The 12,750-nt window shown below is 64.2% G+C and carries 12 protein-coding genes; 7 read left to right on the plus strand and 5 right to left on the minus strand.

The genetic code is table 11. The features are described from left to right. The first annotated feature begins 39 nt into the window (after positions 1-39). Both P9M14_04565 and P9M14_04570 read left to right on the plus strand, forming a co-directional pair. A complete protein-coding gene (locus P9M14_04565; protein ID MDP8254999.1) occupies positions 40-861 on the plus strand; it encodes an inositol monophosphatase family protein in 822 nt (273 codons plus the stop codon). After that, complete coding sequence (locus P9M14_04570) at positions 858-1,649, plus strand: MBL fold metallo-hydrolase (protein MDP8255000.1); 792 nt, start codon at positions 858-860, stop codon at positions 1,647-1,649. The genes P9M14_04565 and P9M14_04570 overlap by 4 nt, the downstream gene beginning before the upstream one ends. Here P9M14_04570 and P9M14_04575 read toward each other — a convergent pair. The 4 genes from P9M14_04575 to P9M14_04590 are packed head-to-tail and all read right to left on the minus strand — an operon-like array spanning position 1,617 to position 5,754. Then, positions 1,617-2,696: a hypothetical protein gene (locus P9M14_04575; protein MDP8255001.1), complete on the minus strand. Its 1,080-nt coding sequence runs from the start codon at positions 2,694-2,696 to the stop codon at positions 1,617-1,619. The genes P9M14_04570 and P9M14_04575 overlap by 33 nt on opposite strands. Continuing rightward, positions 2,693-3,370 (minus strand): glycosyltransferase family 2 protein, encoded by a 678-nt coding sequence (locus P9M14_04580; GenBank protein MDP8255002.1) that lies wholly within the window; start codon positions 3,368-3,370, stop codon positions 2,693-2,695. The genes P9M14_04575 and P9M14_04580 overlap by 4 nt, the downstream gene beginning before the upstream one ends. Next, positions 3,371-4,351 (minus strand): hypothetical protein, encoded by a 981-nt coding sequence (locus P9M14_04585; protein MDP8255003.1) that lies wholly within the window; start codon positions 4,349-4,351, stop codon positions 3,371-3,373. Continuing rightward, a complete protein-coding gene (locus tag P9M14_04590; protein ID MDP8255004.1) occupies positions 4,348-5,754 on the minus strand; it encodes a radical SAM protein in 1,407 nt (468 codons plus the stop codon). The genes P9M14_04585 and P9M14_04590 overlap by 4 nt, the downstream gene beginning before the upstream one ends. A gap of 180 nt (positions 5,755-5,934) precedes the next feature. On the opposite strand from P9M14_04590, the gene P9M14_04595 reads away from it, so the two are divergent. The 3 genes from P9M14_04595 to P9M14_04605 are packed head-to-tail and all read left to right on the plus strand — an operon-like array spanning position 5,935 to position 9,399. Beyond that, positions 5,935-6,213 (plus strand): hypothetical protein, encoded by a 279-nt coding sequence (locus P9M14_04595; protein ID MDP8255005.1) that lies wholly within the window; start codon positions 5,935-5,937, stop codon positions 6,211-6,213. After that, positions 6,210-7,859: a carbamoyltransferase C-terminal domain-containing protein gene (locus P9M14_04600; protein MDP8255006.1), complete on the plus strand. Its 1,650-nt coding sequence runs from the start codon at positions 6,210-6,212 to the stop codon at positions 7,857-7,859. Before P9M14_04595 ends, P9M14_04600 begins: the two co-directional genes overlap by 4 nt. Further along, positions 7,846-9,399: a hypothetical protein gene (locus P9M14_04605; GenBank protein MDP8255007.1), complete on the plus strand. Its 1,554-nt coding sequence runs from the start codon at positions 7,846-7,848 to the stop codon at positions 9,397-9,399. Before P9M14_04600 ends, P9M14_04605 begins: the two co-directional genes overlap by 14 nt. 155 nt (positions 9,400-9,554) lie before the next feature. Here P9M14_04605 and P9M14_04610 read toward each other — a convergent pair whose 3' ends face one another. After that, on the minus strand, positions 9,555-10,271 hold the full coding sequence (locus P9M14_04610; protein MDP8255008.1) for a hypothetical protein: 717 nt from the start codon (positions 10,269-10,271) through the stop codon (positions 9,555-9,557). A 106-nt stretch (positions 10,272-10,377) separates the two neighbouring features. Here P9M14_04610 and P9M14_04615 point away from each other — a divergent pair, with 106 nt between their 5' ends. Both P9M14_04615 and P9M14_04620 read left to right on the plus strand, forming a co-directional pair. Then, complete coding sequence (locus tag P9M14_04615; GenBank protein ID MDP8255009.1) at positions 10,378-12,066, plus strand: carbamoyltransferase C-terminal domain-containing protein; 1,689 nt, start codon at positions 10,378-10,380, stop codon at positions 12,064-12,066. 263 nt (positions 12,067-12,329) lie between these two features. Continuing rightward, positions 12,330-12,749: a hypothetical protein gene (locus P9M14_04620; GenBank protein ID MDP8255010.1), complete on the plus strand. Its 420-nt coding sequence runs from the start codon at positions 12,330-12,332 to the stop codon at positions 12,747-12,749. Position 12,750: the final 1 nt, after the last annotated feature.

The following is a 12,750-nucleotide window of genomic DNA, read 5'->3' on the forward strand; positions in this document are numbered from 1 at the left end:
AAGTTGCGCCGCAAGCGGGGCTTCATCAATAATGCTGTTATGGATTACCGCGAAGCGCTGGAGTTTACAAAGCAGATCGCGCAGCAGGCCGGTGACTATTTGCTGGGCAAGCTCGACACCGAGCTGATCGTGAACAGCAAGTCCTCGCCGGTCGATCTGGTGACCGATGCCGACCGCGGCAGCGAGGAGCTGATCTGCTCGGCCATTGCCCTGCATTATCCGCAGCACGAGATCATTTCCGAGGAGACCGCGCGCAACATCGAGGGCCGCGAATACCAGTGGGTGGTCGATCCGCTGGACGGCACGGTCAATTATGCCCACGGTCTGCGCGCGTTCTGCGTGTCCATCGCCCTGCTTGAAAACGGCGAGCCGCTGCTGGGCGTGGTGCATCATCCGGCTCAGAGCGAGACCTTCTGGGCGCTGCGCGGCCAGGGCGCGTACGTTAATTCGCAACGGATCAGCGTCTCACCCGAACCGCGGCTCGACCGCAGCCTGTTGGCCACGGGCTTTCCCTACGACATCCGCAACACGGCCCAGACCAACCTCGATCACTTTCTCAAGTTCTCGATCTGCTCCCAGGCCGTGCGTCGCATCGGCTCTGCCGCCCTGGACCTGGCGTGGGTTGCGGCCGGCAGGTTCGAGGGCTTTTGGGAGCTCAAACTTAAAATTTGGGACATGGCCGCGGGCGTGCTGCTGGTCAGCGAGGCCGGGGGCCAAGTCAGCGATTTCGGCGGGGACAAGCTCAATCTGTTCGAGCCGTTCATCGTGGCCTCCAACGGCCTGATCCACGAGCAGATGATCAAGCTGCTGGCCCAGGCTCCGCCCGACGATCTGCTGAGTTACATCAGCGGCAATCGATGAACGATCGCCTGCGCGTGACCTATCTGCGCTGCTCGATGACCCTGATCCAGTGGCAGGGACTGACCGTGCTCACCGACCCGTGGTATGGCAACAATTTGCGCGGCTTGCCGTGCTTCTACGCTCCGCCCATTGCCTTGGATCAATTGCCGCCCATCGACGCGGTGCTGGCCAGCCATTTGCACCCCGACCACTTCGACGTCAAGGCGGTGCGATTTCTGGCGGCGCGCAATCCGCGAATGGCGGTCTTCGCCCCGCCGGGTGTGGTTGAAAAGCTTGGGCCGGGCCATGCGGGCGAGGTTCACGAGCTGCAGTGGTGGCAAAGCCGCGCCCTGGGCCCGCTGGAACTGATCGCCGCGGAGGCGCACCACAGCGGCTACGAGATCAACGCCGTAATTCGCGGCCCGGGCGGCAGCCTGTTCTTCGGCGGCGACTCGCGCTACAGCCCGGCGTTCAATCTCACGGCCCAGCGACTCGGTCCCTGCGACGTGGCGCTGCTGCCCATTGGCGGCACGCGGGTTTTCGGCCGCCGGATCGTGATGAATCCTCAGGATGCGGCCGCGGCTGCCCACGATCTGGGCGCGCGTTACGCGATCCCGATCCACGAGGGTGGAATCTGGGCCAGCCTGCCTCCGCTGTCGCTGCATCCTGGACGTCCGCGGCACTTGCGCGAGATTGCCGCACGGCCGGATTCCAAGTTCGAGGCGATAGTGCTCGAGCCCGGCGCAAGCGCCGAGTTCGCACCGGGCGAGAAAGGGCTAACGTTTGTCGCGCAGGCTGCGGCGCAATAGCGTCGCGGGCCAGCGCCAGTTCAGCAGGCTGGGGAACGCCTCGCACGGCGTCCAGCATCCCGGGCAGCGATCGTGTTCCACCATTTGCCGCGCCTGTCGCGCATCGTCGCTGTTAAGCAGCCGCTCGATCTCGAAGCCGTAATCCTCGAGCTTTCCCAACGGCCGATTCCACAGTGTGCAGGGGTAAACCGTGAGGTCCGGCGCAATGTAGAGGTTGCTGCGCAACGATACGCAGCGCGCGGGCGAACGGCCGGTGCGCAAATGCAGCGGCATCAGTCGCAGGAACCAGCGCTCCAATAAATCCAGCGGCGAACGCAGCGGCTCGCGGCGTCTGAGCTCGAGCAGTTTAGTCGCGGCCTGTTTGGTCTGCTCAGACGTGAGCCCGGGGCAGTTGATATTGCCGAAAAAGTGCGACGAGCGGTTGAAGAAGTTGACGTGTAAATCGCGCGGTTCCAGCCCGGGCACGCGGTCGCTGAGCGCGCCAAAGGTTGCCTGCACCTGGTCGATGTTTTGCGGCACGAGGGTCATGCCGAAGTAAACGTCCACACCCGGGATCTCGCTCAGCGTCAGATAGGTCAGCACGCTGCGCTCAAAAGAGTCCGGGCTGTTGCGTAGCTGCGAATCGAGCGCGGCCGGGCCGTTGACGCTGACCGTAACCACCAGCCGTCCGCGTGAGCGTAGGCGGTGTTCGTGTACTGTCGAGCGCACCAGATCGAGGTCCGCGCCGCCCGATGTGGGGAAATGCAGCACCGCCAGGTGGGGCAGCTCGCTGCGGATCGCGTGCAGGATCGAGGGCAGGTCGTTGCGCGCGAAGATCTCGCCGCCGGTGAGGTCGATCCAATTTACAAAGCGGTTGCGCGCGAACAGTTCGGCGAACGCTTCGGCCGGGGCCTCGTCGCACTGCGGCGGATTATCGCCGTGGCAAAACGTGCAGGAATAAGGGCAGCGCATTGTCGGCGCCAGGGTCAGCTTGAACGGCCGCGCGTTTCGTCCGAACCCTGCGGCCAGGGCCCGCAGACCCAAAGCCGTCAGGCCCAAAGGATTCATCTGTCGCGTCGCATACGCAGCCTGAGGATCGTCCAGAGGATGCGCAGGCCGTTGCGGATTCGTCGAAAGTCGGTGCGCCCCGCACTGCGCGGGCTGCGCAGCACCGGCACCTCGACCACGCGCAGACCCTGTTTGAGTGCGCTGATTAAAATCTCGGTCTCGATTTCGTACTGGGCCGAGCGCAGTTGTAGGGCCTTGAGAAACTTGGCGCGGATCAATCGAAAGCCGGATTGCGAATCGCTGATCCGGGCGCCGAACAGCAGATTGATCAGCCCGGACATCAGTCGATTGCCCCAATAGTTCGGCCCGCTGATCGCGCCGCGTTCGATGCTGCCGATGAACTTCGAGCCGTTAACCAGATCTGCGCCGTCTGTCGCGGCCTGGATCAGCTTTGGTACATCGCGCGGATGGTCCTGACCATCGCCGTCGATGAACAGCACCCAGTCGCCGCGCGCGGCCTTGATCCCCGCGGCGATCGCCCGGCCCTTGCCCTGGTTGGGCCGCAGCGCCAGCACTTGAGCACCGGCCCCCTCGGCGATCTGAGCGGTGCTGTCGATCGAGCCGTCGTCGACCACGATCAGCTCGTAAAGCGAGCCAAGCCGCGCCAGCTTGTGCAGCACATCTTCGATCGAGTCCTGCTCGTTGTGCGCGCAGACCACGGCCGAGATCTTCACTTAGATCAGCTCCGCGGGGATTGCCCCGTGTTCGCGCCAGGCCAGGGCCTGGATCAGGAACACCGCGCTCCAGCTCGGCCGATCGCTGCTCTGCGGCGTGTAGCGCGGCGCCGCTCCGTTGTTCAGCGATTCGAGGAATTTCAGGCCGGACTCGATGTTGTCGCTGAAACGTTCGGGGTCGATCAGCAGCCATAGCCGTAGCGCCTGGGCCGTGGAGTCGCTTGCGGGCTGGGCCTGAGGATCGATGAAGCTTGGCACCCCGCCCTCGGGCCGTTGCAGCGTGGCCAACATTTGCGCCGCGCCGCGCAAGTCGGGCTGGTCGATCAGACCCGCGTGGCCGCAGCCGATCAATCCCTCCAACGCATAGCACAGGGCGTGAGTGTAGACCTCGCGGTCGGGCGCTACGCCGTTGAGCAGGCATTGCAAGTCGGCGTCTAGGGCCAGGTCGGTCAACATTGCGCGTAACGCGTTGCTAAATCCCGTGGGCCGCAGCTTCTCGGGGATCGCCTCGGCGCCGCGCACGATCTTGAGCAGATGCGGGCCGGGCCGCGTGGACCAGCGGTTCACAGCGTTATGACCGAGCACTGCCGCGCGCTGTTTGAGCATCCGGCCGATGGTCCGCCCCAAAATTTCCAGCGCGTCGCGGATCGCCGCTTGCAGTCGCGCGGTTGTACCGGAGCGCTCCAGACGGGCCAGGGCGTCGGCGGCCAGTGCGCTGTCGAACAAATAGATCGATCCGTTCTTGCCGATGCCGCCGCGCTTGTGCACGGACGAGATCAGCGCTTGCGCCATCTGTTCCAGGCGTACCCGGTCCAGCTCATCGAGCGCCGATGGGTAAGTAGTGGCTGCCATCAGCGCGTAGGCCGTGGCCTCGGGGTAGCCAAAGGCGTCGGGCCCTTCCCAGCTGAGCACCCAGCCTTGGGGGTCGGCCATGCGCTGCGAGAGCAGCCAGCGCGCCAGGTTTTGCTTATCGAAACTCATCTGCGCAGCATGTTCCCCAGCACTTTGAGCCCGGCCCTGATCGCGCTAAAACGACTGATGCGCGCGCGAAACAACAGCAGATAGACCAGCTGCAAAAGCTTGCGCGGTCGCAGATAGAACGAGCGCACGATTTGGTCGCGCATGTTTTGCAGCTGCTCGGTCTCGAGGCTTTTGTTGCGGATGATCGAGCGGCGCAGGAAAACGTAGTCGTCCCAATTATCGCTGAGCACTCGATCTTCGGCCAGGCACTGTTGGCGCAGGCGCGATCCGGGCAGTGGCGTGGCAAAGCTCAGCTGCAACACGTGGGGATCGAGCTTTTTTATTGCGCGCTCTGTAGCGCGGATGGACGCGGCGTCGTCGTCGGGAAAGCCGATGATCGCATAGCCCATGACCACGATGCCCTGACGTTTGATCCGCGTGATCGCCTCGGCGATCTGTTGCTCGGTGATTCCTTTGTGCACTGCCGCGAGCTGTTCGTTGACCGCGCCCTCCATGCCGATGCCGATCTCCACGCAGCCCGCGCCGCGCATCAGCGCGACCATCTCGTCGCTGAGCATGTCCACGCGCGTGTTGCACGCCCAGCGGATTTTGCGCCCCAGGCCGCGCTCGATCAGCAGCTCGCAGAGTTCGATCACGAACTTACGGCTCGCGGTGAAGGTGTGATCGATGATTGCGATGTAGTGCAGTCCCAGGTCGCGCACGCATTGCTCGATTTCGTCGGCCACAAGCTTGGGGTCGCGCACCCGGGTTCGGGCGCCAAACAGCAGGTGGCTGTCGCAGAAACTACAGCGCCCGGGACAGCCGCGCGTGGCTCGCAACGCGGTAACGCGGTCGGAGTAGGGCGATGAGTAGCTCGCGTTGGGCAGCAAATCGCGGGCCGGGAACGGCAGCGAGTCGAGCTTCGCCAGTAGCGGCCGATCAGGCGTGGATTCGATCGCGCCCTCGCGCCTGTAATGCAGCCCCATAACGTCATCCAACCCGCGCTGCTCCGCAACGCGTTGCGCGATATCGAGCACGCCGTACTCGGGCTCGCCGCGTACCACAACGTCGAGCTGCGGGATTTGTTCGAGAGTCTGTTCGGGCAGGGCCGAGCCGTGGGTGCCGATCAATACTTTCAGCGCTGATGACCCATCCAGTCCGGCGAGCAGCCCGGCCACGGCGTTGATCGAATGCGTGGCCGCGGTCAGCACCAACAGCTGCGGGTCGAACCGGCGGATGCGTTCGAGCTGCGCGGTCTGGTCCAGTCCCAGGGCGTTGGCGTCGAGGATCTCGACCTGCGCCGCGCTGATCTCGCGTCGCACCAGCGCCGCGCAGTAGGCCAAATCCAACGGCGGCACCACGCTGATCAGCGAGGTGTGCTCCACTTGGCGCTGGTAGTTGGTATTGGTGAAAAGTACTCGCATCAGTCTAGCCTGGGGTGTATCCAGCGCCAACAATCTCGCATCTGGGCGAGGGTCGTTGACCAACGAGTTCGGTACGCTCGCGTGCTCGCGTTGACGAACCATCATGAATAATTCAGGCTAGGCTACCAAAAATGGGTTGGAGTTGACAGGCATCCGAACAACCATCTGCGGAGTGCGCTGATGAGCGCGATCGAGATTATCCACGTTGCGACATTCGTCCTGGCGCTATGGCTGCCCGGCGCAATGACCGCGTGGAAACTCGGACGCTTCGACGCACTCGAGTCGGCGATCGTCGGCCTGGCGATCGGGCTGCTGGGTTTGCCGGTGCTCGCCTTCGGTCTGGCCTGGTTGCTTCACGCCAACTTCAGCCTCTGGCTGATCTGGATCGCGGGCGGCGGCTGGCTGCTGCTGCTGATACTCGGGACGCGACTGCGGCGGCCGCGAGTGGAGCAACAATGATCGTGCTCGGGATCTGCGATGGGCACGACGCCGGGGCCTGCCTGCTGCGCGATGGCGAGATCGTGCATGCGGTGAGCGAGGAGCGGCTGACCAGGCGCAAGCGCCAGCCGGGTTTTCCGCTACTGGCGATTGAGGAGTGCCTGCGCTGCAGCGGCCTGGGCTGGTCGCAGGTCGAGCTGGTGGCCGTGGCCGAGCGAGCGGGCCGCGCCGTGTTCCGCGTGCTCGACCCCTGGTATCGCCGTAGCGACCCCAACCAGCTGCTGTTGCGGCCGACCAACCGTTTGGCGCGCAAGCTGCACCGCATGATCCACTCCAGCCGCTGGACGCGCGAGCTCGACGAGTCGCTCTCCAGGCAGGCGCTGAGCGCGCGGCTGCGCTCCGTCGGCTATCAGGGTCCGCTGGCGGTGGTCGACCATCACCAGGCGCACCTGGCCAGCGCGCTGATGTACAGCGGGATGCGCGACCCGCTGATCCTTTCGATCGACGCTTATGGTGACGGCTCGTCCGGCGCGGCTGCGCTCTTGGACCGACACGACCCACAGCTGCGCGAGATCGAGCGGATGGGCATTGAGAACAGCCCGGCCCAATTTTTCGGAGCGGTGGCCAGCCTGCTTGGGTTCGTCGAGGGCGAGGAGGGCAAGGTCAGCGCATTGGCCCCGTTGGCTCGCGGCGATCGGGCGCTGTCGATGCTGCGTCAGGGGTTGGATCCTGACGGCGAGCCGCGCGTGGAGCAATTGATCGATCTGGCCGGACGCGTCCTGGAACAATTTGGCGATCACGAGTTGGCGGCCGCGGCCCAGACGCTGCTCGAGCAGTTGGTTTCGCAAAAGGTCAGCGCACTACTCGAGTCCACCGGACGCGACGAGTTGGCGGCGGCCGGCGGGGTGTTCGCCAACGTCGGGCTCAACCGCGTGATTTCGCGCCTGCCGGGACTGAGGCGGATGTTCGTGTTTCCGCATATGGGCGACGGCGGGCTGTGCGCGGGCGCGGCGGCCGCGGTTGCGCTCGAGCACGGTATCGAGCCCGCGCCGCAGATGGAGCACTGTTCGCTGGGCGCGCAGTTCGGTCCCGAGCGCATCGCTATCGCCCTGGAGGACGCGGGGCTGCAATCCGAGACATTGATTGACGCGCCGCAGCGCGTATCGGACATGCTCGACGCGGGCAAGGTCGTGGGCCTGTTTCAGGGACGGGCCGAGTTCGGGCCGCGGGCCTTGGGGCAGCGTTCGATCCTGTTCAGCGCCGCGGTTTCCGGGCTACCGGCGAAAGTTTCGCGAATGATCGAGCGCGATCCGATCATGCCCTTTGCCCCGGCGACCATTGACGAACGTTTTAACGAGCTGTACGACGAGGCTGCGGCCGGACCCTGCGCACCGCTGATGACCGCAGCCTTCAAACTGCGCAACCATGCGGCGCAGCTGTTGCCCAACGCGGTGCACGCCGACGGCACGGCCCGCGCCCAGCGCGTGGAGCGGCAGGCAACGCCGCTGCATGCCCTGCTCAAGTGCGTGCCCAACGGTACGCTTTGCAACACCAGTTTCAACATGCACCGCGAGCCGATCGTGCACACGCCCGAGGATGCGGTGGCCACCTATCTTGCGTCAGGGCTCGACGCGCTGTGGATCGGAGAACGCCTTGTCGTGCGCTGAGCGCAAGCTGCCCACGCTATGGGCGATGGCCGTGCTGTTCACGGCGCTGGCGATCTGCGGATTGTTCTACAGCATGTTCGCGGGCTGGGCGCGAGGCTACTGGGATACCTACATCATTGCACCGGCGATGTTCTGCGCCGGGCAGCCGGTCGATTTTCTCGACGCGCACGGCGAGCAGCGTTGGCAGATCGAGCTGGATAACCGGCTGCCGCACGACCTGGTGGACATGCAAAGCTACGGGCTGATCAGTAAAGACCAGCGCATCGGCTCGGGGATCACAACCGGTCCGCTGTTCAAGCTTTTCGGCCTCGAAGGCTTCCGGCTGTTCTATGCATCGCTGGCCGGGCTGGCTTTCGCCCTGGGTTTCTCGCTGCTGTGGCGCACTGGGCTCGATTTCGGCACGGCCTATTTCTTCGCACTGCTGTTTCCGCTCAACGGGATTTACGGCTCCCTGGATCTGCTCAACCCCAACGCCATCGGCATGGTCGGGCTGACCCTGGTGCTGCTGTTTTTAATAAAGGAAGATTCCTCGGCACTGGTCGCGGGCGCAATGTTCGGCGCGCTGGGCGGTGTGCGCAATGTGGCGATCATCTTCGCGCCGGTGATGCTGATTTTGCTGCTGCGCAGAAAGCGGCGCTGGCGCGATCTGTTGCTGTTCGGCCTGGCTGCGGCCGCGCTGATCGCACCCTACCTGGCTTGGAATCGTTTTGCCTACGGCGGGATGCTCGTTCACCCCACCCAGCATCCGGGCCTCGAGGGTTTCCGCCCGACTTTCGAGCACAACCTTTTAGGTTGGCGTTTTCAGTTCAACGGTCTGTTCAACTGGCCGCTGGCCGAGACCTTGATCCGTACACCGCATTACCCGTTCCCCAACTGGCTGCATTTGCCGCTGACCCTGCTCAAGGGCTTCGGTCTGCTGCTGCTGACCTTGATCGTGCCCGGCGTGGCCGGGCTGTGGCAACGCTCGCGTTCGCTGTTCGCTGCAGTGGCCTTGGCCGTAGTGACGTTCATGTTGATTTTCGGCGTGCAGGAGAACTGGGAAGAGCTCAAGACCACGTTCCTGGCTCTGGTGCTGCCGTTCCTGATCGTGCTGATGGCCCACGGCGGTGCCTGGCTTTCCGCGGCGCCGCGTAAACGTCTGGTCGGGTGGTACATCGCCCCGGCGCTGTTGATCGCCGCGCTGAGCGCGGCCTGCGTGTTCGTGGATCTGCCCGCGGACCAGCGCTGGTACGAGCGTTTCCCGCGCGCCGCGCACAACGATTCGGGCCTGGAGTGTCTGCCCGAGGGCCTGCGCAATACCCACTGGTTCTTTGCCACGCGCGAATGCGAGCGCGAGATCGAGGATCAGCGGCTGTGGCTGGCCCGGCCCTACCTGCTGCCCAGGCCGGCGATTGCGTTCACGCCGCGCGCCGAGCTGTTGCGCGACACTTGGTTCGAGCGTGAGCTGCTGGTGGAGGACGTCTGGTCGTCTATTTACGGGAAGCGCGAGGACCGATCAGTATCCGTTCCCGCCGCAACACCTGACCCAGAGTCGCAATGAACTGCCGTCGATAGAAAGGCAGCACGCGGCGAAAGCGCGGCTGGAACAGCGCCCGCGCGTGCAGCGCCGCGCCGATCGCCAAATTAATCCCGACGAAGATCGCCAATCCGAAAAAGTAGCGCAGGCGGCTGATGGGCCGCGGCTGTAAAATGTGCTCAGCGCGTTGCATCGGCCTGATCCTCGGTCAGCTCGGCGATCAGCTGCCTGACGATTTGCGACTTGTCCTCGATGAAACGGCGCACTGTCTGTTCCGCGTGTTGCGGCGGCTGGCCCAACAGTAGGAAGGGCAGGTAGTAAAGCTCGCCGGGACGGCACGCGGGTTGGCTGGAGAGCCGACGTCCCATCAGCGGCAGCCCGAGCTTGAATCCCATGCTGCTAAGAAGCGCGTCCGAGTCCGCGCGTCGCGCATCATAGGCCGGGTTGGAGAACTCGATGCCGTACTCGCGATACAGGCCGCGCACCAGTTCGAGGCTTAGAGGCATCTGCTCGACCATCTCCGGCGTGTCGCCGCTCGATCCGTCGCAGGCGTGCTCGATGCCGTGTTTGAGGCACAGGGCGATGGTGCGGCCGTGCATTGCCAGCTTGCAGCCCATGCACCAGATGAATCCGGACTCGTACTGCTCGTAGTCGCGGTCCAGGGTGTCGAGCAGCACGCGTTGGAACAGCGGACGGATCGAGATCAACGCGTGTTCGTATTTGGGAGCCACCAGACTGTTCAGCTCTTGGGCGCGCGCAGCGCTGCGATTCATGCGGGTCGTGCCGTAGCCGTTGTCATAGGTCAGCAGGTGGATTCGTTCGTACTCCTCGGCCAGGCCGATGGCCAGGGCCGTGGAATCGACTCCGCCTGAGAACATCAATGCCACTTTTTTCATCGAACTAAGACAAGTACACGGAGTACGCGCTGTCAAGCCGCAGCAACACTGCGTTGCCCGCCGCCTTGTTCACTGGGCGCGCGATCTGATAACTTCATCTGGACTTATGCAACCTGACGACAAGACCAAACTGCCGCAACTGTTCTGCCTGCACGAGGACAGCAACGCCAACGCCGCCCTGTTCGATGGCCGTGAACGGCTCTGGGCCGTGGCCGAGGAGCGGCTGAGCCGCGTACGTTTCGACGGCGGATTCCCGCAACGCTCGATCGACTGGCTCGAGCAGGTCAGCGGTGTGCGGCTACGCGATACAAAGCTGGCGGTCTGCGGCAACCAGACGCACTTCATCTCGCGGCTGTTCGGCTCGCATTTCCCCAGCTTTGAGCACGACATGTTTGGCCTGCTCCAACGGCTGAACCTGCTCTACCACCACGCGGTCTATCGTTGCGGCTGGTTCAGGCGGCTGATGACCGGGTTCAACGGCCTGCTGGCGCGAATGCGCGCGGGCGTGCCCGTGCGGCTGATCGACCATCACACGGCCCACGGCTACAGCGCGGCCCTGGCCTCGGGATTCCAGGACGCCACGGTGATCAGCGTGGACAACTACGGCGACGGCCACAGCTCGCGCGTGTTCGCCTTTGAGAACGGCGGGCTCAAATTTCTTTACGGCTCGTCGGCCCTGCGCTCGCCCGGCCAGTTCTACGGCGAAATGGCGCAGATCGCCGGGATCAACCCGCTGCTGGCGGGCAAGCTCACCGGCCTGGCCGCGCACGGCGATCCCGCGCCGGGCCTGCCGTTGGTCTCGCAGCTGTTCGGCCTTCGCGACGACGGCGAGGACTTCGTCTACCCGTTCAAACTTTTTGCCTCGGGTCATGCCTCGCCCTATCGCGAGCTGGCGCAGCTTGACCGCCGCGATTTGGCCGCGGCCACACAGCAGCGCTTCGAAGAGGTGATGGTCGGCTATGCGGCTGCGGCCGTGCGCCGCACCGGCCTGCCCAACGTGGCGCTGGCCGGCGGCGTGTTCGGCAACGTGCGCGTCAATCAGCTGATCGCCGAGCTGCCGCAGGTCCAGCAGGTCTACGTCTTTCCGGCAATGTCCGACCAGGGGATCGCAGTAGGCGCGGGATTGGCCTATTTAGCGCAGGAGCACGGTCTGCGCAGCTACGATCTGCCCTCGGTCTACATTGGGCCGGATTACGACGAGCAGCAGATCGAGCAGGCGCTGATCCAGGGCGGACTTAGCTATTCGCGGCCCGCTGACATCGCGGACGAGGCTGCCGCGGCACTGATGCAGGGCAATGTAGTGGTGCGTTATGCCGGGGCGTTGGAGTACGGCCCGCGCGCATTGGGGCACCGCACGATCATGTACCGGCCCGACGACTATTCGGTCAACGACTGGCTCAACCACAAGCTGCATCGTAACGAGTACATGCCCTTTGCGCCGGTGATCATGGCGCAGCACGCCGATCGCATGCTGCGCAATCCCGACCTCGCGCCGCGCGCCGCGCGCCTGATGACGGTCAGCTTTCACGCCACTGACGAGCTCAAACGATTGTGCCCCGGCGTAATCCACGTCGACGGCACGGTACGGCCGCAGATTCTCTATCGCGAAGACGAGCCGCAGTACTACGCGATCCTCGAACGCTGGCACCAACTCAGCGGCGTGCCGTGCTTGATCAACACCTCGTTTAACATGCACGAGGAGCCGATCGTCTGCTCGCCGCAAGACGCGGTGCGCGCGTTTATCGCCGCAGGCCTGCCGCGGATGATCTGCGGACCGTTCTGGGTCACGGCTTAGCCCGCATGCTTCATGATGCTTCTACTGCGGCGCACAATCTGCTCGCAATAGCCGCGTTATCCTCGCCGATTCGTGCTCAACGTACTAAGCAAGTACGCTTCCGCAGTATCGGCTCGGCTTCCTTGTTCTTGCGGCATCTTGCACGCCTCGCTACGAAGCATCATGAAGCATGCGGGCTTGATCGGCCTTGACAGGGCCCCTGCCAGGTAATACTCCGGTGATGGTCGAAAGATTAGTAAAAAAATAAACCGTCGGAGGCATCGATGGCTGAGTACTGGAGACTTAAACCCAGGGAGCGCCGCGTGCTGCACGCCCTGGCCGATACGGTGCTGCCGCGCGGTGGAGCTTTCGAACTCGGGGCGCTGGACATCGAGCTCGACGGCCCGTTCGAGCGCTATCTGCGCGGTATGAACCGGCTCTACGCCAAGGCCTACCGCGCGCACTTGCGGGTCTTCGACTACGGCCCGCTGCTCTTTTGGTTCAAGCCGCGACGCTTTACATCGCTTGGCCCCGAGGAGCGCGAACAGTTTTGTAAAAAGCTCGAGGGGCACAAGCGCTTCGGCGGCAGGATGTTTCTCTTCCTGCTCAAATTCCTGATCGCGTTCATCTCGTTCTCCGACCCGCGCCTGGAGCGGGCCGCGGGTTACGAGCCGCACTGCCCTGACGAAGAAGACGGGGGTTGAG

This window comes from Candidatus Alcyoniella australis, from assembly GCA_030765605.1.
GTDB lineage: Bacteria > Lernaellota > Lernaellaia > JAVCCG01 > Alcyoniellaceae > Alcyoniella > Alcyoniella australis.